The sequence below is a fragment of the Halohasta litchfieldiae genome (genome assembly GCF_002788215.1).
GTDB lineage: Archaea > Halobacteriota > Halobacteria > Halobacteriales > Haloferacaceae > Halohasta > Halohasta litchfieldiae.
This window is the reverse complement of record NZ_CP024845.1, coordinates 742855-762934: the sequence shown is the minus strand read 5'-3', so window position 1 is coordinate 762934 and position 20080 is coordinate 742855. Positions and strand designations below refer to the sequence as shown.

Sequence of the window (20080 nt, the reverse complement as noted above, 5' to 3'; positions counted from 1 at the left end):
AGGCGGCTGGCTCATATTGGACTACTACGATATGACCGAGTCTACCGCGTCGACAGGTGAGCTTCCGGACTCCCTTACTCGACTCTACGACGACCCCGAAGCGGAGGCGGCAGCGCTCCGCGAGCGGGCGGGCAACGCTGCGGTCGCCGACCGGGTGAGCAGTCTCTGTGCAGCGCTCTCGAACCCCCTGCGGCTGCGCTTGCTGTGGGCACTGCGTGACGGCGAGTGCTGTGTCTGTGAGCTACAGACTGCCGTCGAGGCTCCCCAGTCGACGGTCGCAACCCAACTTAAATGTTTGACTGACGCCGGGCTCGTGACCACTCGCAAGGAGGGCAAATGGAGCTACTACAGCGTGGCCGATACGGAGATTTTTGAGTTGATCGACCACGCAACCGAGTTTGTCGACCCAGTGGAGGCGACCGAATGAGCCAGTCGACGCCGGCCCTCGAAATCGAAGATCTCACAAAAGAGTACGAGGATGTGACGGCCCTCGATGGGGTCTCGCTGACCGTCCCCGAGGGGAGTTTCTTTGGCCTGCTCGGCCCGAACGGCGCGGGCAAAACGACGTTTATCAACACGCTCGTTGGGCTCGTCAGAAAGTCCGGCGGCACCGCCCGCGTCTTCGGCCACGATGTCGAAGACGACTACCGGGAGGCCAGAAACGCCATCGGCCTCGCGCCACAGGAGTTCAACGTCGACCGCTTTTTCCCGATCCGTGAGGTGCTTGAGCACAAGGCGGGCTACCACGGAATTCCGGCCAGTGAGGCCAAAGCACGCGCCGACAAGGTGCTCAAACAGGTCGGCATCTACGACAAGCGCGATACTCGATTCGACTGGCTTTCGGGCGGGATGAAACGCCGGTTTTTGCTGGCTCGCGCCCTGATTACCGATCCGGACCTGCTGATTCTCGACGAGCCGAGTGCGGGCGTCGACGTCCAACTCCGGCGGGACCTGTGGGATCTCGTTACCGAACTCAACGAGCAGGGGACGACAATCCTGCTGACGACCCACTACATCGAGGAGGCCGAACGCCTCTGTGACGAGGTCGCCATCTTGGATTCGGGATCGATTCGAGCGGTCGCCACCCCTACAGAACTCAAGGGTCGCGGTGCCGACCGAATCATCGTCGAACTCCGGGACCCGCCCGCAACGCTACCTGATCTGTTGGCTGACGACAGTCGGGTCGAATCGGTCGACCTCGATGGCCACCGGTTGACAATCACCGCCCGCAAGGGTGGACTGGTTGCGCCGGATCTCGTCCGCGAACTGGACCGGGCCGGGTTGGAGATTGTCGACCTCGAAATCGCCCGGACCTCACTCGAAGAAATCTTCGTGGAGATGACCCGCACTGACGAGAGCGACGCCTCACCCGAGGAGCGCGCTACTGATTCAGTCGACGAGACGGAGGAACCCAGTGAGGAACAACCGGTGGCTCCCGATGGCGGACAGCCAGCGGCTGAGGGAGGTCGACAATGAGCGTTGTCGACCGCGCAGCTGCTGCGGCAGGGATCCCGACTGGCTTCTACACGCTGGTCAAACGAGAGATTCTGCGCTTCGTGCGTCGACCGCAGAACACCTTTGTTCCGCCGTTTATCACCAATGTGCTGTACTTCTCTGTGTTCGGGGTCGTGCTTGGAACACGTGTAGGCGACATCATCGGTGTCCCGTACATTCTGTTTATTCTACCGGGGCTAGTGGTGCTCGGGGCGGTCTCGAACGCCTTCGAGAACGCCTCGTTTTCGATCTTCCACGGGCGGTGGAACGAGTATATCGACGAGACGCTAACCTCGCCGCTGTCCTACAGTCAGATGGTTTGGGCCTATCTGCTGTCGTCGGCCCTGCGAGGCGTCCTCGTCGGGACGCTCATCTCGGTGTTGGGTGTCGTCATTATCGGCGGGCTCTACCAGCCAGTCCCAATTGAGCAACCGTTGTTCCTCGTCGCGTTCATGCTCGTCATCACCCTGCTGTTTTCGAGCCTCGGCATCGTCGGCGGGCTCGTCGCTGACGATTTTGACGATCTGACGATGATGAATCAGTTCCTGCTCCGACCGCTGGTGTTCTTCGGGGCCGTATTCTACTCGCTGCAGGACCTGCCGCCGATGCTCCAGACGGTTTCGCTCATGAACCCGATGGTGTACATGGTCAACGGCGTCCGCTATGGATTCCTGGGCGTTGCGGAAGTCGACCCACTGACCTCGCTGGCGGTGCTATCTGCCGGAACAGCCGTCGTGGTTGCGATGAATATCGTGCTGTTCAAACGCGGTTACGGGCTGACCGACTAACCGGGGCGATCCACTCAGCAGCCTTCTTTTAAAATGGATGTGCGAGGGTTAGCGATGAATCAACGTTGATAGCCCAGCTATCCTAGCTAGGAGTCCGGTTCGTCAGCGTCCGTATCTTTCTCGTGATAAACGCCGACCGGGAGATCGGTTTCGTCGGTTTCGGGATCACCGAGTTCGACGACGGTGGTACCGTCGTCGGCTTCGTAGACGCCGACCGGAAGTTCGGTCGCTGGTTCGTCGGCCAACTCGCGGGAGCGGGCCTCCGCGGCGAGTGCGGCGAGTTCAGCGGCCGGAGACGAGTCGTGATCACGGGTGCGCTGGCTGAGCCACTCGAACAGCTCCTCATCGAGGTCGACGCTCACTGTTGGCATCTCAGTTCCCGGTTCGGGGGCCACCTATAAGTAAGATTACCACTCCATCCCACCGTTGACGCCGAAAACCTGCCCGGTCATATAGCTCGAATCCTCACTGGCGAGGAACCGCACGATGCAGGCTACGTCGTCGACCTCGGCAAACCGGTCGAGCGGAATCCGTTCGAGGATCTTGTTCTGGACGCGTTCGGGCACTTTATCCAGCATATCGGTCTGGACGAACCCCGGCGAGACGCAGTTGGCGGTCGTTTCAGTGTCGGCGAGTTCGAGCGCAATCGTCCGGGTAAAGCCGAACAGCCCGCTTTTGGTGGCCGCGTAGTTGGCCTGTCCGTAGTTGCCCTGCTGGCCGACGACGCTCGAAATGTTGATCAGTCGACCGTGGTCGGCGGCTTTCAGATCGTCGAAAAAGGCGTTGGTGCAGTTGTAGACGCCGCCGAGATTGACATCCATCACTGCATCCCAGTCCTCACGGGTCATGTTATCGAACTTCTTGTCGACGGTGATACCAGCGTTGTTGACGAGCACGTCGGTCGGACCGAAGGCGTTCCGGACCCGGCCGACCATCGCTTCGACCTCGTCTTCTTCGGTCACATCGGCCTGCACAGCGATTGCTGTGCCGCCGTCGGCTTCGATCTCGTCGACAACGTCGTAGGCTTCCCGTTCGGAGTTTCGGTAGTTGACGACGACGTTTGCGCCGTGGGAGGCGAGTTCGGTTGCAATGCCTTTGCCAATACCGCGTGACGAGCCGGTAACAACGCACGTTTGGGAATCTAATTTCATATTGCGGGGAATGGGCGGCAACAGTGGATGTGGAAAACACCCCCCGTTGTGGAGAGCTGTCGGCTCAGTGGCTGATGGACTGCAGACAACCGCTGGAGGGAGTGGCGGACACACCGTGTCGACCGCTTGTCTACTGGTGTGTCGAATCCGCCATTAAGTCTTGTTGCAGTACTCAGTACGGTACGGCTATCAAAAAAATCCGCCAGCAGCACAGCCGACGACAAACCGCTTCGAGACTACTCCGACTGGTACTCTGTCGCGTTGTCGATCCACTCTCGGACCTGTTCAGTGGAGGCCGTGACGCTCTCGGTCACCGATTCAGCGTCAGCGTCGGCGAGTGCGCCGACACTGTCGACGCCTGCACCACGAAGTTGTTCGGCGTAGTGAGGACCGATTCCGTGGATTGACTCCAGATCATCGCCACCGACTCCTTTCGAGAACGTCGACTCGTCAGTGTCGTCGAGTTCGTCGACCTCCGCAGTTTCGTCGGGCTCGTCGGCGGCCACAGCGTCCTCGTCACCCGTTTCGGCTTCGTTCGTTTCGGCTTCGTTCGTCTCGGGCTCGATATCACGCGGCTCGGCCTCACTGCCGGTCGACTCCGTGTCGTCAGGCTCTGTCTCAGCCTCGGATTCCGGTTCCGGTTCCGTGTCCGGTTCGGCTTCGGCCTCACCTTCTGTCTCCGGATTGGATCGCTCGCCGAACCAGTCGGCGACGCTGGGCCACAGCACCTCGTGTGAACTCGACGACACCGAGAGCCCGATGTGGCCGGTCGACGCATCGATTGTCGTCACATCGTCGCTCGCCACCAGATCATTGAACTGCGTGCTCGACTCCGGCGGGATCAGATGGTCGTAGTCGCCGACCACCTGCACGATTGGCATCTCGATGTTAGCGAGGTCGACGTGTTTGTCGCCGAGGTAGAACTCGTTGCGCGCCAGTTTGTTGTCCTGATAGATATCCTCGATGAACTGCTGGTAGGTCTCACCGGCAACGTCGATCCCTTCGTCGAGCCAGCGTTCCATTCGGGCGAAGTTCTCGACGAACTCGTCGTCGTCGACGTTGTCGTAGAGCCGCAAATATTTGCTTACGTAGTTCGACACCGGGTCCATCAGCGCGAAGCCGACATCGAGGAAGTCCGCCGGGACGTTGCCGAAGGTGTCAGTTACCTGCTCGGCGTCGTAGTATTCTTCTTCGCCCCAGAGTTCGAGCACGCCACCGGTATCGTCGAAGCAGAGGCCTGCGGCCATCAGGCCGAGGTTCCGGACTTTGTCGGGAAACAGCGAGGCGTACATCACGCTCATCGTCCCACCCATACAGTAGCCGAACAGGTTGATCGACTCCTGACCGGAGCGTTCGCGGACGACGTCGACGCAGTTGTCGGTGTACCGGGTGACGTAATCGTCGAGTGTGAGGCTCGAATCAAGCCGTGAGGGCTCGCCCCAGTCGATGAGGTAGACGTCGAACCCAGCTTCAAGCAGTCGACGGACGACGCTTCGATCCGGCTGGAGATCGAGAATGTAGGGCTTGTTGATCAGCGCGTAGACGATCAGGATCGGTATATCGTGTGTCGTCTCCGGCTCGATACCCACCTCCGCTGGCTTGTAGTGGAGCAGTTGCAGCTTGTTTTCCTCGTAGACGACTTCGCTGGGAGTCATTCCGACGTCGATATCGGAGACCCGTTCCATCTGTTCGGCGAGTTTGGGAGTTTTTTCGAGGAACTCCGCGGTCGCCTCAAAGCCGCGCTGCTGGGCGTCGATTGTGGCGGTGAGGGGGTTCATGAAATGGTTCAGTCCTCCTCTTGCAGTTCGATGAGACGGTCAATCTTCTGTTCGACCGCATGCTGTCGACGTTCGAGTTCGACCAATCGCTCGCCGATTTCCTCGATGTCACCCTCGGTGGCAAAGCCCATCGAACGGAGGGTTTCTTGGCTTGCGTGATCGAGCTGTTCGCTCGCCTCAAGCATATCGCCAATCGTCTGGCCGGTCGCCGCCGCAAAGGCGCTCGTTCCCATCACCTCTTTGAACGCCTCGTTCGAGGCGTTGAGCCAGAGATCTCGGAACTCCTCTAGGTCGACGTCCTCACCGCGGAGCGACTCGGCAACGAGTTCGTACTGGCTTTCGGCGGCCTCCATCCAGACCTCGTAGGCCCGGCTGGCTCCGGCCATTCCCTCGACGGTGGTCTCGTCGATGTTGCTCTCTCCGAACGACTCCCGCCACGAATCGAGGAACTCCGACTGCATCTGCATGTTCTGCTCGAACGCCTCGAAGAACGACTGGTTCAGCTCCTCGGCGTACTCGCTCCACGGTTCGTCACCGGCGGTTGCTTGGGTTGTATCTGACATCGGAGGCTCTCGTAGTCGACCGCTCAGGCCGTCTCTTCGTCGTCGATGTCGACGTCCATCCGGCTGGTCCCAACCGACTGGTCGGTCTCGGCCTCGACGCTGAACTCGATATCCTCGACATCCGACTGGACGTCCTCAAGGGAGTCGACCAAGGCGTTGACCGACTCCTCGGTCATCGACGTGGACTGGTCGACGAACTCGGCGTAGTTGTCGGCGTTTTCGTCGAGCTGCTGTTCGATGGAGTCCCACGTCTGGTCGCTGATCTCGTCGACGGCCTCGAACTGATCTTCGACCGCTTGGTGGAGGCTCTCGAAGGCCTCGTGCTGTCGTTCGGTGGCATCACTGTCGTCCTCGTCGACCATCGGTTGGTCGCTCGGGATGCTCGCTTCCATCATCTCGACGATGCTTTTGGCGACGCTGCGAGAGGCTTCGAGCCCCGTTTTCTGGACCGACCGCTGGGACTCCATTGCGTCTTTCCAGACGCGGGGGGCCTGCTTTTGGGCGTTCATGCTCTGCTGGAGGACCTGCTGACCCTGCTTGATCGACTGTCGCTGGAATTCGAACATCGATGCCATCGGGTTGGACGCTGTGTACTGCTGTTCTGTGTTACTCATTGGTATCACTGGAGGGCTGCGTGATTGGGATGACGAACGTCTGGACGATATCTCCCTCGTCGATACCCAACACCTCGCGTTCGGTGTCGGGAATACTGATTCGGCCGCCGCTCTGGACACGGGTCTTGAACATCGCCATCCCCGTGCCGAGCGAGGCCATCCCCGCCGGATCGAACCCCGACGGCCCACTGTCTGTACTCGAAGACAGGAGTTCGGTGAATGCCTGCATCTGCTGTGCGGTCATCTCTTGGCCAGCCTCCTGCAGTTGTGTTGCAAACTGCATCGGCGACCACGCCATCTCGTCTGAGCCGTTCGTCATCTCGATTACACCTTCGGTGGATACTCACTTAGTGTTTGTCGCCAGATACCAACACATACCATTCAATGGCAACAAATGGTAAATGAGGGTACACCGTAGCTAGGAGTCGACCAGCGGGTGGCTGACCGAAACCGATAAGGCAGGTACCCACCGAGTTCCGAATATCACTAATCATGAATGGTGAAGAATCTACGGCGGGCATTGAAACTGTACCGTACAACATGGCGGATGCATGGGTCCGGGCGACGGGACATCTCGTCAAGAGTGCCGTCGAAGTCAACCGTGCGGCGTTGGCTGCCTACGGCGTTAGCGACACCGACCGAACGAGCGGGGGACCGTCGGTCGCCTACGCCCGCCCCGAGTGGGAGCTCACCCGAGAGAGCGACGAGCCGGGCGTACTGTCGGTCGGCGACCGAATCACGTTCTCCAAAACGTTCAGCGACGAGGACGTGGGGGCGTTCGCGGACATTTCGGGAGATACCAATCGCCTCCATCTTGAAGACGAGTTCGCCGAAAAAAGTCGTTTTGGCACCCGAATCGCCCACGGCACGCTCGTCTCGGGGCTGATCAGTGCCGCCCTCGCACGGCTTCCCGGATTGACGATCTATCTCTCTCAGGATCTGTCCTTTCTCGCGCCCGCCTACATCGGCGACCGACTCACCGCTACCATCGAGGTCATCGATGATCTCGAAGACAACAAATACATCCTGTCGACCGACGTCCATGACGACTCCGAGACACAACTCATCAAAGGTGAGGCCGTCGTCCTGATCGACCCCGTTCCCGAATCGGACGACGAGTAAGACGCCGACCTGACGCTACGACTCACGATAGTCGACAGGTCCATTTGGCCGACTGTCTTTTATTCCGAATTCGACTGTGTTAGCGTACTGAACGTCGATACTGAGATCGTGAGGTCATTATATACCCGTGGTTCGCGTACCTCTCCGACAATGATCGCAGAGAGTCATCCGAAGCAGCGCACTGTCAAGCTCTTTATCCGTGCAGGTCCGGAGTTAGGCTGTGAGCGGCGCAAACAGGCGGTGTTGGAACGACTCGCCGACCTCGATGACGCCGACCGGATCAAGGAGTACGACGTCCAGATCTGGGCCAAAGAGATCCGCATTTCGGGCCCGCTGGAAGGGACCTCGTACTATCAGCGCGTCTTCGACCATTTCACCGCGTTCCAGCAGTGGGCCAACGCCGAGTCGGTCGGGCTTCATTCGGCGTTCAAGATTCAGTCGCTCGACTGTGAGATCACCGACGAGAACTACCGTGTGGTGACACTTCCCAGCGTCTGTCTGGCCGTCTACGAGGAAGCGGAACTCAATGCCGTGTATCCCCACGTCGACGATGGAACCGTGCAGACGGTTGGAAGCTGTCTCGACAGCCTCGAAGAAACGAGTCAGTTGGAGTATGCCGACTGAGTAGTTCGCTGGCCGAACAGTCTGCCACAGGCTGTTTTAATTGTTTTACCATTCCCGTAGACATCCAATTTCACCCCACACAACAGCTATTAGGCAAGCCCTACTCTTCGATAGGTGAAGCGCCCGGCGAGGTCGACTGTGGATCGTGATCGGCAGTCTGCAGCGAGCGACAGCACAGTCACCCCCCTCCAGTCCTCGTCTGCGCACACCCAATTACCATGAGTAACCCACCCACGGAATCCGCATCAGACCAGTACGGTCCAGCAGATCCCGAGTCGGTTTCGGTCCCCGCCGAACTCAGCTCCGATGGCACGAAACTCGTCTACCTCTACCTCCGGGTCAGTGGTGAGTCGACGCTCAACGAACTCAACCAGTCATTGGAGATGAAAAGCATCTCGCTGTTACCGATCCTCAACACGCTGATGACGAAGGATCTCGTGGATCGAGACGGCAACAGCTATCTGCCGACCGCCGCCTGAAGATCCCTCCGCAGCGAATCAGTACCAACTTAGCCAGTGCCCGCTATTGATCAGTATGCGTCAGTTCATTGTTCTCGGTCACGAGGCCCCGACGACATCGGAGTTTTCGCTGTCGGATCTCAGCGGCGGCGCCGGTCGACTCGACGTGCTGTGTCGCTGTGTGAACGCCGGCCTATTTGTCTCCCACGGGATTCGAGAGGACGTACGCGTGCATCTCGTACTGAACGACGAGTACACCGTTCGGTTCGATGGGTCGACGGCCAAACATCTCTATCCCGACGAGCGAGCGGTCGCCTCCCGGATTCGCGGCGCGCTCGAAGCCCGCGACGACGCCATCGGCCACCAGCCAGCCGACGTCTCGCCGGGTGTGAAGCTCTACCGGATGGACTTCGAGTCGACGCTCGACACCGTTGCCCGTGATGGCACGGTTGTCGAACTCCACGAAGACGGTGAGTCATTGGCCGAGGCCGCGCCGCCGGAGAACCCGATTTTCGTGCTGTCGGACCACCACGATGTCACTGATGACGAAGCCGAGCTACTGGCCGAGCAGGCCGACCAGCGGATCAGTGTCGGGCCGGAGATTCTGCATGCCGACCAGACGATGACGGTGGTGCAGAACTGGCTCGATACCGCAGGCTATGAGACGTACTGAGTCGACAGACCATAATCGTTAAACTCGGCGACGGTGTCTGGTCGACTGCGGGCCGGTGGGGTAGCTTGGTATCCTTCGGCCTTCGGGTGGCCGTAACCTCAGTTCGAATCTGAGCCGGCCCACTTCTCCCGCACTCACTGAACGCCGAGCGGGGCGTGGCGCTACGCGCCATGCATGCGAACGGCGTAGCCGTGAGCGACAACGAAGGCGTTCCGAGTGCGGGTGTATGGAACACGCGAAGATTCGAGCCAGCGAGTCGCAGCGACCGAACGGAGTGAGGTCGACCGTCTCGCCATGTTCGAATCTGAGCCGGCCCATTTTTACATCTCATCTACTTCCGCCGGGCAGAGCGTGGCGCACTGCGGTTTAAATATCCCTGATTGGTCGTACTGATCGAGGATCTCGTAATGAAATACAGTAGCTAGTCGACCATTACTGTCGGCTCACATGATATATAATCGGCTGTCGGTGGCTCCTACGACGAGTAGAGACACACTACTTTTTAAACGGGAGGCTGTGCCGTCCCCATGGCTCGCTATTCGCGCCGTCGACTCCTCGGTAGTCTCGGTCTCGTTACCGTCGGCACGCTGGCAGGCTGTAGCGGCACCGCAGCAGACGAGTCGGCTGACGGCAGCTCCACCACGTCGACCGACGGGTCGGGGACGGGGCTCAATCTGCAGGAGGCAAACGTCGTCGGTGTGGAGCTCACACAGCAGGAGACGGCCGTAGAGTTCGCCGTCACACTGCATCACGACGACGAGGGAGAGGACGGCTACGCCAACTGGTGGCAGGTCGAAACACTCGATGGCTCGGAACTCGGTCGACGCGAACTCACTCATGCACACTCCTCCGAGCCGTTTACCCGGTCCGAGCCAATCGAGGTTCCCGACGACGTCGACTGTGTCATTGTCCGCGGCCACGACCAGACCCACGGCTACGGCGGGCAAGCGATGCTCGTGAGTCTCGGTTCGGGCACAACAGAGGGCGTCGATCAAGGTCCGGAGCCGGATTCGTTCGAAGGCGTCGACTGTCCCTGATGCTGTCGGGTCAGAGGTCGTCTTTCCAGTCGTCGACCGAGCGGGCTTCTGTTGAGTGGGATCAGTAGAAACTGATTCCAAGGCTGTCGAGAATCGAGCCGACGAACACTGCCCGTCGTTGGCTGCCGACAGACCGAACGCCCTTATGGATTCCTGCGACGAGCAGTCCCTCGTCGGTCGAAATGAAGTAGGGACCGCCGGAGTCGCCGCCCGCGCTGTGGATGTCGACGCCCAGCTCCCGATAGCCGCTGTCTGACTCACTGAGTTCGGTGATCCGGCCCTCACAGCGGCCGGAGACCGCGCCCTGTTTGTAGATCGGTCGTCCTTCGGCGTGGTAGGCTTCGAGGACCGACCAGCTTGCGGTGCCCACAATCGGCTCGTCATTGTAGCTGTTGCCGCCGGGGGCGGCGAGATACCGGCTGGGGTAGCTGTCGGTGTCGACGGCGACCGCCGCGGCGTCGACGCGCCCGTCGATTGCGTGACACCGCCCGACAGAATGGGGTCGTCTGGACTGATACAGTTCGGCACCACGGAGCTCTGCGGGAGGTTGGTCTTTGTTGGTCTCAAATGTATGCGCAGTTGTCACGATGACCCCCCGACCGTTGCGGAGTCCACGGAACCCCGTTGAGGCGATTTTCCCGACCGTTTCGCTTCTGGCTGCGGCTCCCATTGCGATCCCGTTGGTTCGGTATTTGGCATCCGCAAACCGGCCGAAGCTGCGCTGGCAGTCGACTTCGAGACGTTCTGTCGGGCGGTTCCGAACCTGTATGTCGACTGTTTCGACGTGGTCGGGAAGTCGAGATTCGAGAGACTCGGAGCCAAGCTGATCAATAATTCGCTCGACGGTGGAATCGATCCGGCCGGTGTTGGTTCCGGGTGGACAGTCGACGAACAGCCGGAGTCCGTCAGCGGTGGACTGTCTGCTCACGCTCACAGTGTGGGTGCTGGAATCAAAATCCAGTTGCGTGCCGGCGAGTTCATTGAGTCGGCCGAGCAGTTCGGCCGACAGCTCCCGGCCCGCCGTGATTTCGTCGACAGTTTGGGAGTCGACTGCGACCGTCTCGGAGTTGTACGACGGTGGTGTGTCGGGGATGGTTCCGTCGTCATACTGTGCTTGGTTCACAACGCGTCGACCGCGTTCGACCGGAACAGTGGCTGACTCGGAGCCAGTGGTCGCTGTTCCATCCGCTTGATGTGCACTCGCGCCATGGATAGACGCAGCAACGCCGCCCGGGAGAAGCCCACTTACCGTACATGCCCGTAAGAAATTTCGTCGGTTCATCATCAGGTAGTTGCACATACATTCAGCTACGTTTCACATAGCTGTGATTGGCTCTCACAGTGAGTGTCTGTGAGGGCAATCAGTTGGGTTGATCGGTCAGTAGGCGGTCCCTAATCGGCACCGACAATCAACCGACTGTCGTCTTCCTCGTCCGCTGGTGTCGTCAGCAGCGAGACACCGACAGTGAGCAGCGCGCCGAGAGCCATCCCGGCGAGTGCGACATCCCACCCGCCGTAGCTTCTAGCGAACAGTGGAATCGTCCTGCCCGCGAGGTCGACGGTCACCGGGGGGATGAAGACGTGTGTGAGGTACAGCAGTTGACTCCCTGCGATGCCAGCGAGCATCCCGTTGCGGGTCGTCCCGCGCCAGTAGAGTGCGACCATCACCGGAAGCGTCAACTGAGCAAACCCACCGAAGGCGGTGTTACCGACCTCGATGAGGGTGCCGGGTCGACTCAGACTGGCGACGAAGGTCGCTGTCGCAAACACGGCCACGCCGATGCGGGCGAGCCACGCCTCTCGGGTCTCGCCCAGCGTCGGGTCAATAAAGGGTCGGTAGAGATCCCGAATGAAGTACGACGAGCCGGACAGCAGCATCGAATCCGACGACGACATCATCGCCGCCAGCGCGCCGGCGATCACGAGCGCGGCGAACCACACTGGCGTATACTCAGCGAGTAGAACTGGGAGGACATTCGACCCCTCGGGAACCGTGATGCCGAGGCCAGCCGCCCACGTGCCCAGCAGGAACGCCGGGACGAACAACAGGAGGACCAACACCGGCCAGAGCACGAACGAGCGTTTGAGGACGCGGTCGGAGCCGGCGACGAAAAAGCGCTGATTGATCTGGGGGAACATCGTGACGCCGAAGGCGATCACGACCGCCGTCGAGATGATGTACGCTGGCGTGTAGAAGCTGCTCCCGAGGCTGAGAAATTCGGGGTTAGTCGACTGCAGGGCCGCAGTCGCCTCGGTTGCTCCACCGACCGCTGACAGGACCCACGCGACGGCGATCCATATCACCGAGAGCATGAACAGCCCCTGAATCGTGTCGGTCCACGCGACGCCACGCATCCCCGCGATCACGACATAAAGGATCATAAACGCCGTAATAAGCGCCGCACCGGCCCAGTATGGGACCGCCCCACGAGTCAGGCCGGTAATCGCTTCGCCAGCGCCCATCTGCTGGAGCATGACGTACGGGAACAGCCAAAACAGGCTGATGCCAGCCACGAGGCCGCGAAGTCGCGTCGACCCGAACCGATCACCCAACATCTCCGAGAGCGTGACGTACCCCTCTTGTTGACCGATGAGCCACTGCTTGTAGCCGATGAGATACCACAGGATGGCGAACAACACCCCATCCATCACGCCCATGACGAGAATCCATTCGGGGCCTTGGGCGTAGGCGAGGTTCGGCCCGCCGAAGAACGTAAAGGCCGACAGCAGCGTGGCAAACGTCGTAAACAGCAGCACCAGCGTCCCAATCGACCGATTGGCGAGATAGTAATCCTCGGCGACGTTGGTCGACACACGATAGGCGACGAGCCCGATCACTAGGGCGAGTAGCAAATAGCCGACGACGATACCGAGTTGGAGCGGCAGTTCCCCGAGTTGGAGCGGCAGTTCAGACATCGCTCACCCCCATATATCGATCCCAATCCGTACGTGTGAACAGGTAGAAAACGGTGCTTGCGAGCCCCATCCAGCCGATATGCCACCACAGCCAGAGTGGGAGACCGGCGGCCGTCCGTGAGTCACCCCAGAGGAACCACGGGACCGAAAAGACGACCAGCACGGTGAACGTCACCACCCACAGCAGGGTTCGAAGACGGACTGTCATTAGCGTTGGTAGTCGACAGACGCACCTAAATATTACTAACTACCCTCAGAACAGCCCATTGAAGAAATAAGTTCTTCAATAATTCGCGTCGACACTCCCGGCTGAGAGTGTCGTATCGGGAGAGAGTCATGGTATCCGATCAGTCACGAGCTATAATCTGCTTCGGTGCAAACGCTCAGCCATGAAAACTGCTGTCCAACTGTACACGATGGAAGCCTCATCACTGTCGGTGACAGCCCAGCTCGAGGCGGTTGCCGACGCCGGATTCGACGGCGTCGAGTTCGCGGGGCTGGGGATTGATCCGGTGGCGATTCGGTCGACGCTTAATCAGTTGGGCCTCAGTGCGCCGAGCGCCCACATTCCACTGTCGACGCTCGAAGCCGGCGTCGAGAGCGCGGTCGAACCCTACCGCGAGCTCGGTGTCGAGACGGTCGTGATTCCATATCTCGACCGAGAGCGGCTCCAGACCGGAACAATTCGCGGCGCGGCAGCAGCGATTGACAGCGTTGCCGCAGACCTCGATGCGGCAGGGTTTGAGCTGGCCTATCACAACCACGACGCGGAGTTCGAGATGGTCGACGACACGTTCGCCTTGGACGTGTTGCTCGACGAAACCGGCGTCGGGCTGGAACTGGATGTGGGGTGGGCGGCGGCCGCCGACGCCGATCCGGTCGGACTCATTGATCGGTATGCCGACCGACTGACGGCGATCCATCTCAAGGATATGCGACTGGATTCGACCGCCCCCGGTGGTGGATTGGCCGTCGACCTCGGGACGGGAGACGTGGATCTCGATGGCTGTCTGGATGCAGCTGCCGACGCCGACGTGGAGTGGATTATCTTCGAGTACGACGCCCCACCCGAACCGCTGGTCTCACTTCGGACGGCCAGCGACTGGCTCGCTGGAAAAATCGATAAATAACGGCTCGATGACGCTACCGTGACTGATTGTGTCGTTTTCGAGTGGACGACAGCTATTTGGGACCACAGTCTTTATAAAGAGTGTTAGAGCAGTTGCGGATTCAGAGTCATCACCATCATTTCCCCAAAGGGAACACACCATGGACGATACAGCAAAATACCTTATTCACGCCCGGATCGCCGCCGAGGGCGTCGTCGAGCGGAGCGACGTCGTCGGCGCGGTCTTCGGCCAAACTGAAGGCCTGTTGGGCGACGAGTTGGATCTCAGAGACCTCCAGCAGTCTTCGAAAGTCGGTCGCATCGATGTCGAGATTAGTTCGGAAAACGGCCAGTCGTTCGGCGAGCTCACGATTGCGACGAGTCTCGACAAGGCCGAAACGGCAGTCCTCGGCGCATCCTTGGAGACAATCGAACGCGTCGGCCCATGTCGAGCCACCATCGAAGTCACCTCTATCGAAGACGTTCGGGCCGCCAAACGACGCGAGGTCGTCGACCGAGCCAAGGAGCTCCTCGCGACCGCCTTCGACGAGACCGCGATCTCCAGCGAGGAGCTACTGACCGACGTTCGGGAGTCGGCCCAGGTCGACGAGATCGCCGAGTACGCCGGTCTCCCGGCCGGACCCAGCGTCACCTCCTCGGATGCGATCATCATTGTCGAGGGGCGGGCCGACGTCCTCCAGCTGTTGAAACACGGCATCAAGAACGCAATCGGCGTCGAGGGGACGAACGTCCCCGACGCCGTGGCCTCGCTGACCGCCGAGAAGACAGTCACCGTCTTCGTCGACGGCGACCGGGGCGGCGAACTCATCCTCCGAGAGCTGCTGCAGGTCGGCGACGTCGACTACGTCGTCTTCGCGCCGGCGGACCAATCGGTCGAAGACCTCTCCCGCGAGGAGGTCCACTCGCTGCTCCGCGAGAAGATCGCCGCCGACCGCCTCGGGGACGTCCAAAACATCCGGGAAACCATCGCTGGCCTCGTCGAGACCGGGGACACCAATACCGCCCCATCCGAAACCGACACCGAGAATCAGCAGAGTGCCGCGACTGAGACGACCACGTCGACGGACGCCGATTCGGAGTCACCCACCGAGGTCGAAGTGATCCCGACGAGTTCGACTGAAACCACCGAACGGTCAACGGAGCCGGTCGATCCAGCTTCGACAACCGATCCGGAGTCGACGGGCGCTGATTCGGAGCCGACAGTCGACACACCGACAGCCGACGAGACGCCGGATGGCGAGGCGGTAGCCCACGAGTCTCCGACCGAAGCCGAGACGGAGACACCCGCGACGCTACAAAGTCACGTGCGTGAGGTCATCGACGAGGGAACTGGGACCGCCCGGCTCCTCTCGGAATCGTTCGAGCTACTCACAGAAGTCGACCTCGAGGAACTGGTCTCAGCGCTCGAAACCAGCGACGACGTGTTCGCCCTCGTGTTCGACGGCGAACTCACCCAACAGATGCTGGATATCGCCACCCAACGCGATCTCGACCACATCGTCGCTCGGTCGACCGGCGAGTTCGTCAAACAGCCGGTCGATACACGCGTGCTTACGGCCGAACAGCTCCGGACGGCCGAACTCGATGTCGAAGTCTGATCGGTAGCCTCAGTCTACTTTCGTAGACGGATCATACACCAGCGTTAGTCCGTCACTACGCTCGAATAGCTCCGACGAGCGACCCTGCTCGACGAACCCAACCCGCCGGTAGAGCGATAGCGCGGGTTCGTTGTCCGCTGCAACGTGAACCGTCACCGGCTCCGTCGCGTTCGTACAGATCTCCTGTAAAAGAGCCGTCGCCCGATTTTCTCGGCGATGGTCGGGGTCGACCGCGAGTTCAGCGATATGTGTCGACTCGCCGCCGACTGCGAGCAGATAGCCGACCGGCTGGTCGGTGCTGTCTGGACTTATAAGCAGCGTCGACGTTTGGAGCGCGCTCGCTGACCCAATGGAAGCAGTCGACCGTTCGGCGAGGGCGGTCGACAGCAGTCCGGGACTCGGCTCCGAGAGGAGCGACTGGAGTTGTTGGAGTACAGCCCCGTCGTCCGAGCGAGCAGGTCGGATGGGTGGCTGGGGTGTCATCTCAAAGGAGCCAGATGGCCAGTCCGGCGCTCGACAGCCCGCCGCTGAGTGTTGCGAGGAAGTTGACCCATTGGTTGCCGAGTCGGCCGCCTTCGAGGGTTGCCCCCAGCAGGCTGTCGACGGTCATCCCGACGAAGCCGCCGAACGCGACGATGCCAGCGGCGGGCCACATCGCCCCCAGCGGAAGGACGACCATCGACAGCAGGCCGGTGAGACCGGTTCCGGCGAGGCCAGCCAGTTCGCCCTGCCACGTGATCGCGCCGTCGGTGCCGGGCTCGACGCGTTTGAGCGTCGTGATGAGCCGCGGGCAGTCGAACAGCCCGCCGATCTCACTGGAGAGTGTATCGCCGAGCGCTGTCGCCACCGAGCCGCTGAAGGCGAATAAAAAGGCCACCGCCAGCGGGCCGGTTCCGTCGACGATGGCGAATCCTAATACGGCGACGAGCGCGACCGCCGCGTTCGCCAACACGTTGCCAGTGCCGCGGGCTCCATCGTTGTCCTCGGCGACGCCGCGCTGTTCCTTGTCGCCGTAGCGGAACTTCGAGGAGAGCCCACCGATACCGAAAAACGCAATCAACACGGCGAACCAGCCGAAGCCGCCGAGAACGATCATCAGCACGCCGAGCAGGACGCCAGTGAGCATTCCTGAGACCGACGCGGTGCCCAACCCGTAGGAGATAGCCCCGAGGACGACCGTGACTACGAGGGCGGCGACGAGTTCGACCGGCGGCATCGTCCCGACGAGTTCGGCGAACAGCCACAGTACGAGCCCCACCGAGAGCAACACCAGCGGGTCGTCCCGCTCGTAGAGGAGTTCCCGGAGCAGGGCGGCGATCAGCGCGCCGACGATAGCCAGAAACGTGATCAACGACCACGCGACCGGTGTGGCCTGCTGGAGGTCGACCAGATACTGGCCACCGATCCCGGCCAGAAAGCCAGTGGCGACGAAACCAGCGACTGTTAAAAACGGCTCGCTGGTTTGTGTCCGGACGGCCTCCATCCCGAGGTTTCCGAAGCCGAGTATGAATAGCGTCCCGACGAAGATACCGACTGGCAGTGGAGTTTGGGGAACGGTCGCCAACAGGGCGAGGGCCGCCGCGGCAAGCGAAAAGCCAGCCAGCCCGTTGAGTCGACCGTCCTCCCAGTCACCGGGGCGAGCAAACAGGTCGAATAGCGGGCCGTCGGTGATGCCGACGGCCGCAACGAGAGCGATCACTGCGAAGGGGATTGCCGTCGACGGGCCGAGCGCTGGAGCCGCCAGCGCGAGGCTGGCGACAGCGGCGAATCCACCGGCGCGTCGGAACCCATCTGTCACACAACGCCGTATCCCCGAGACACACTTAACGGTCCCGACATGCCGAAACGCCGTCTGATACTGGTTGTTGTCGGATGTTCCCGTCTCGACCGCCCACCGGGTGGCAGTCGAGCGGGAACCGTCTCCAACAGACCGAATGTCGCTGACAGCGAGTTTTTACCGCTCCGGGCAGAGTGTCCGGTAGTGCTGTACGACACTTATCTCGCCGTCCGGCTCCGTCGACAGTCCGAAGACCCCCCACGCCACGTTGCGGTCGTCATCACCGAGCGAGACCTCCTCGAACAGGGAGCCTACGAGACGCTGGCCGCGTTTTTCGAGTGGGCCGTCGAATACGGTGCCGAGCGAATCACCGTCTCGGTTAGCGTGCTCGACGAGGCAGTGATCCCGACGCTCCGCCGGGAGCTTGCGGAGCTATCGGTCCCTCGACCGATGGCCGTCAGAGGTCCCGACGACACCGAGCAGGCCGAGGAGCCAATCCAGATTTCGATTGGGCTTGGCGGGAAACGGGAGTTCACCGAAACCGTCCGACAGCTCGCAGAGGCCGTCGACGCGGGCGACCTCTCGCCCGACGAAATCGAGGCCGAACAGATCGACAACCGGCTCGTGTTCCGGGAGGAGCCGGATCTGGTTATCAAAACCGGGGCCGAACGGCTGTCGGATTTTATGATCTGGCAATCGGTGTACTCCGAACTCTACTTTACCGACGTCAACTGGCGGGATTTCAGAAAACGTGACTATCTCCGGGCGTTGCTCGACTACGAGGACAGACAGCGGCGGTTCGGAGCCTGAGACAATGACCGTTCCTCATTCCAACCGGCGGTTACTACTGGCTCTGCTCGTCGGTGTGAGTCTGGCCGGCGGCGGCTGTCTGGCGACTGCGGAGTACGAAACGACAATCGGTGAGCCGACGACCGGGGCCGTGATCGAAAACGTCTCGGTGTACGATATCAACGATATCGACGGAGCTAGATATGAACTCGACTACCGGCTCCCCAACCGCACTGGCAGCTACCAAATCGAGGCCTACGAGCGGACGAACGGATCGAACAAGCGGATCTCCTCGGGCGGTCGACTCGGTCCCGAACCGACATATAAAAATGAGCTTCCGCCGCCGTGGAACGACGGAGACGAGCGAACCTACGAGCTTCGTGTCGTCCAGACCGACAGTGAGACGGTTGTCGACTCGGTCACGATCACGGTCAGACGGGTCGATGGCTCGGGTCTCTTCTGAGGCGTGTTAGTCGGCTGAACTCGGTGAGGTGGTCTCCGACAGTTCCGTCTCGGTGGCCGATTCGGTCGACCCCTGGGCCTCTAGTTCGTCGGTCACCGCCTGGACGCCAGCCTGCGGGAGCTGTTCGCGGAGTCGTCCGGCCACACGACGGGCCTCTTCGAGTTCGAGGCTCCCGAGGGCCCGGACGAGCGTGACCGCACGGTCGACCTTGCTCTGTTGCCAAGACTGCTCGCGGGACTCGTAGGTCCGAATACCACGGAGAAAGTCGACTTTCGAGAACTCCGGCCAGTAGGGTGCACAGAAGTAGACCGCGGCCTCGTTGCCGTTGGCATGCCACGGCAGGAAGTTCGAGGTTCGCTCGTCGCCTCCCGTGCGGATGATGAGGTCGACGTCCCGGATCGGTTGGCGGTAGAGTCGCTGTTCGATGGTCGAGACATCGATTTCGTCGGCCGAGAGGTCGCCCGCCTCAACCGCTGCGGTGACCTCCCGGGCCGCCCGGAGCAGTTCGTTGCGACCGCCGTAGGCCAACGCGATGTTGAGCCGGAACCCGTCGTAGCCCGCGGTTTCGGTCTCGGCGTACTCGATGGCCTCACGGACACGCTCGGGGAGCCGGTCGATCTCGCCGATTGCCCGAATACAGACCTCCCGGTCGTGGAGCCGGTCGTTGTCGGCGAGTTCCCGGAGTTTGGAAGCGATCATATCGAACAGCGGCTCGTTTTCTTCGGCGGGGCGATTGAAGTTCTCGGTCGAAAACGTGTACAGCGTCAGCTCCTTGACACCCAACTCCTCACACCAGTTGAGGACTTGTTCGGATGTTTCGGCACCCGCACGGTGGCCGTCCGGCGCGTCGTCGCCCTGTTTGCGGGCGTAGCGCCGGTTTCCGTCTTGGATGATTGCGACGTGTGTCGGCCCGTCGCCGATCTCGCGGCGGAGGAGCCGCTCGTACGTCTGTTCCAATCGTCGACTGACCCACGAATACATCTACTGCGTATCTAACTGGCCGATGGTATGTGTCTCTTTTTATCTAATTATGTCATAAAACACGATATACCACACGTCGAACCCGTATCCACAACGTAGAGAGGTTGGTCGACGACGTCAAAAAA

General features: G+C 60.9%; 25 protein-coding genes and 1 tRNA gene. 13 read left to right on the top strand and 13 right to left on the bottom strand.

Annotation, left to right across the window (positions count from 1 at the left end; genetic code table 11):
- Positions 1–31 precede the first annotated feature (31 nt).
- Genes HALTADL_RS03820 through HALTADL_RS03810 form a run of 3 tightly spaced genes read left to right on the top strand, consistent with a single transcriptional unit; the run spans position 32 to position 2282 of the window.
- Positions 32–427, top strand: coding sequence for an ArsR/SmtB family transcription factor (locus HALTADL_RS03820; protein ID WP_089672828.1), 396 nt, complete (start codon positions 32–34; stop codon positions 425–427).
- The gene (locus tag HALTADL_RS03815) at positions 424–1476 is read left to right on the top strand and encodes an ABC transporter ATP-binding protein (protein WP_089672783.1); all 1053 of its coding nucleotides are present in this window, start codon (positions 424–426) and stop codon (positions 1474–1476) included. Before HALTADL_RS03820 ends, HALTADL_RS03815 begins: the two co-directional genes overlap by 4 nt.
- Positions 1473–2282, top strand: coding sequence for an ABC transporter permease (locus tag HALTADL_RS03810; protein WP_089672782.1), 810 nt, complete (start codon positions 1473–1475; stop codon positions 2280–2282). The genes HALTADL_RS03815 and HALTADL_RS03810 overlap by 4 nt, the downstream gene beginning before the upstream one ends.
- Positions 2283–2368: 86 nt before the next feature.
- Here the strand turns inward: HALTADL_RS03810 and HALTADL_RS03805 are convergent, their stop codons facing one another.
- The 6 genes from HALTADL_RS03805 to HALTADL_RS03780 form a co-directional block, all read right to left on the bottom strand.
- Positions 2369–2653 carry a hypothetical protein gene (locus HALTADL_RS03805; RefSeq protein ID WP_089672781.1) on the bottom strand — a complete coding sequence of 95 codons (285 nt, stop codon included), beginning with the start codon at positions 2651–2653 and terminating at the stop codon, positions 2369–2371.
- Between the two features lie 36 nt (positions 2654–2689).
- Positions 2690–3433 carry a beta-ketoacyl-ACP reductase gene (locus HALTADL_RS03800; protein ID WP_089672780.1) on the bottom strand — a complete coding sequence of 248 codons (744 nt, stop codon included), beginning with the start codon at positions 3431–3433 and terminating at the stop codon, positions 2690–2692.
- A gap of 236 nt (positions 3434–3669) precedes the next feature.
- Positions 3670–5211, bottom strand: coding sequence for a class III poly(R)-hydroxyalkanoic acid synthase subunit PhaC (gene phaC, locus HALTADL_RS03795; protein WP_089672779.1), 1542 nt, complete (start codon positions 5209–5211; stop codon positions 3670–3672).
- A gap of 8 nt (positions 5212–5219) precedes the next feature.
- Positions 5220–5774 carry a poly(R)-hydroxyalkanoic acid synthase subunit gene (locus HALTADL_RS03790; protein WP_089672778.1) on the bottom strand — a complete coding sequence of 185 codons (555 nt, stop codon included), beginning with the start codon at positions 5772–5774 and terminating at the stop codon, positions 5220–5222.
- 23 nt (positions 5775–5797) lie between these two features.
- Positions 5798–6388: a hypothetical protein gene (locus HALTADL_RS03785; RefSeq protein WP_143054147.1), complete on the bottom strand. Its 591-nt coding sequence runs from the start codon at positions 6386–6388 to the stop codon at positions 5798–5800.
- On the bottom strand, positions 6381–6707 hold the full coding sequence (locus tag HALTADL_RS03780) for an AbrB/MazE/SpoVT family DNA-binding domain-containing protein (RefSeq protein ID WP_089672776.1): 327 nt from the start codon (positions 6705–6707) through the stop codon (positions 6381–6383). The genes HALTADL_RS03785 and HALTADL_RS03780 overlap by 8 nt, the downstream gene beginning before the upstream one ends.
- A 173-nt stretch (positions 6708–6880) precedes the next feature.
- Here HALTADL_RS03780 and HALTADL_RS03775 point away from each other — a divergent pair, with 173 nt between their 5' ends.
- From HALTADL_RS03775 to HALTADL_RS03755, 5 genes are all read left to right on the top strand, one after another.
- Positions 6881–7510, top strand: coding sequence for a MaoC family dehydratase (locus tag HALTADL_RS03775; RefSeq protein ID WP_218143671.1), 630 nt, complete (start codon positions 6881–6883; stop codon positions 7508–7510).
- 150 nt (positions 7511–7660) lie between these two features.
- Positions 7661–8134, top strand: coding sequence for an HTH domain-containing protein (locus HALTADL_RS03770; RefSeq protein ID WP_089672774.1), 474 nt, complete (start codon positions 7661–7663; stop codon positions 8132–8134).
- Positions 8135–8352: 218 nt separating this feature from the next.
- The gene (locus tag HALTADL_RS03765; protein ID WP_089672773.1) at positions 8353–8613 is read left to right on the top strand and encodes a hypothetical protein; all 261 of its coding nucleotides are present in this window, start codon (positions 8353–8355) and stop codon (positions 8611–8613) included.
- A gap of 55 nt (positions 8614–8668) precedes the next feature.
- The gene (gene trmY / locus HALTADL_RS03760) at positions 8669–9265 is read left to right on the top strand and encodes a tRNA (pseudouridine(54)-N(1))-methyltransferase TrmY (RefSeq protein WP_089672772.1); all 597 of its coding nucleotides are present in this window, start codon (positions 8669–8671) and stop codon (positions 9263–9265) included.
- Between the two features lie 49 nt (positions 9266–9314).
- Positions 9315–9387: transfer RNA gene (locus tag HALTADL_RS03755), tRNA-Pro, on the top strand.
- A 39-nt stretch (positions 9388–9426) separates the two neighbouring features.
- On the opposite strand, the gene HALTADL_RS17605 is transcribed toward HALTADL_RS03755, so the two are convergent.
- Positions 9427–9561: a hypothetical protein gene (locus tag HALTADL_RS17605; protein ID WP_265472941.1), complete on the bottom strand. Its 135-nt coding sequence runs from the start codon at positions 9559–9561 to the stop codon at positions 9427–9429.
- A gap of 231 nt (positions 9562–9792) precedes the next feature.
- On the opposite strand from HALTADL_RS17605, the gene HALTADL_RS03750 reads away from it, so the two are divergent.
- Entirely contained in the window at positions 9793–10302 is a 510-nt protein-coding gene (locus HALTADL_RS03750) for a hypothetical protein (protein WP_089672771.1), read from the top strand.
- A gap of 61 nt (positions 10303–10363) precedes the next feature.
- Here the strand turns inward: HALTADL_RS03750 and HALTADL_RS03745 are convergent, their stop codons facing one another.
- The 3 genes from HALTADL_RS03745 to HALTADL_RS03735 form a co-directional block, all read right to left on the bottom strand.
- The gene (locus HALTADL_RS03745) at positions 10364–11425 is read right to left on the bottom strand and encodes a trypsin-like serine peptidase (RefSeq protein ID WP_089672770.1); all 1062 of its coding nucleotides are present in this window, start codon (positions 11423–11425) and stop codon (positions 10364–10366) included.
- Positions 11426–11694: 269 nt separating this feature from the next.
- Positions 11695–13218, bottom strand: a complete 1524-nt coding sequence (locus HALTADL_RS03740) for a sodium:solute symporter family protein (protein WP_089672769.1) — start codon at positions 13216–13218, stop codon at positions 11695–11697.
- Positions 13211–13426: a DUF3311 domain-containing protein gene (locus HALTADL_RS03735; RefSeq protein ID WP_089672768.1), complete on the bottom strand. Its 216-nt coding sequence runs from the start codon at positions 13424–13426 to the stop codon at positions 13211–13213. Before HALTADL_RS03735 ends, HALTADL_RS03740 begins: the two co-directional genes overlap by 8 nt.
- A gap of 181 nt (positions 13427–13607) precedes the next feature.
- Here HALTADL_RS03735 and HALTADL_RS03730 point away from each other — a divergent pair, with 181 nt between their 5' ends.
- Entirely contained in the window at positions 13608–14348 is a 741-nt protein-coding gene (locus HALTADL_RS03730) for a sugar phosphate isomerase/epimerase family protein (RefSeq protein ID WP_089672767.1), read from the top strand.
- Between the two features lie 139 nt (positions 14349–14487).
- A complete protein-coding gene (gene dnaG / locus HALTADL_RS03725; RefSeq protein ID WP_089672766.1) occupies positions 14488–15945 on the top strand; it encodes a DNA primase DnaG in 1458 nt (485 codons plus the stop codon).
- A gap of 9 nt (positions 15946–15954) precedes the next feature.
- On the opposite strand, the gene HALTADL_RS03720 is transcribed toward dnaG, so the two are convergent.
- Entirely contained in the window at positions 15955–16428 is a 474-nt protein-coding gene (locus tag HALTADL_RS03720; protein WP_245708419.1) for a GNAT family N-acetyltransferase, read from the bottom strand.
- Between the two features lies 1 nt (position 16429).
- Positions 16430–17743, bottom strand: coding sequence for a DUF92 domain-containing protein (locus HALTADL_RS03715; RefSeq protein ID WP_089672765.1), 1314 nt, complete (start codon positions 17741–17743; stop codon positions 16430–16432).
- A 183-nt stretch (positions 17744–17926) separates the two neighbouring features.
- On the opposite strand from HALTADL_RS03715, the gene HALTADL_RS03710 reads away from it, so the two are divergent.
- The gene (locus HALTADL_RS03710; RefSeq protein ID WP_245708418.1) at positions 17927–18532 is read left to right on the top strand and encodes an undecaprenyl diphosphate synthase family protein; all 606 of its coding nucleotides are present in this window, start codon (positions 17927–17929) and stop codon (positions 18530–18532) included.
- Positions 18533–18536: 4 nt separating this feature from the next.
- A complete protein-coding gene (locus tag HALTADL_RS03705) occupies positions 18537–18974 on the top strand; it encodes a hypothetical protein (protein ID WP_089672763.1) in 438 nt (145 codons plus the stop codon).
- 6 nt (positions 18975–18980) lie between these two features.
- Here the strand turns inward: HALTADL_RS03705 and uppS are convergent, their stop codons facing one another.
- Positions 18981–19955 carry a polyprenyl diphosphate synthase gene (uppS, locus tag HALTADL_RS03700; protein WP_089672762.1) on the bottom strand — a complete coding sequence of 325 codons (975 nt, stop codon included), beginning with the start codon at positions 19953–19955 and terminating at the stop codon, positions 18981–18983.
- Positions 19956–20080 lie beyond the last annotated feature (125 nt).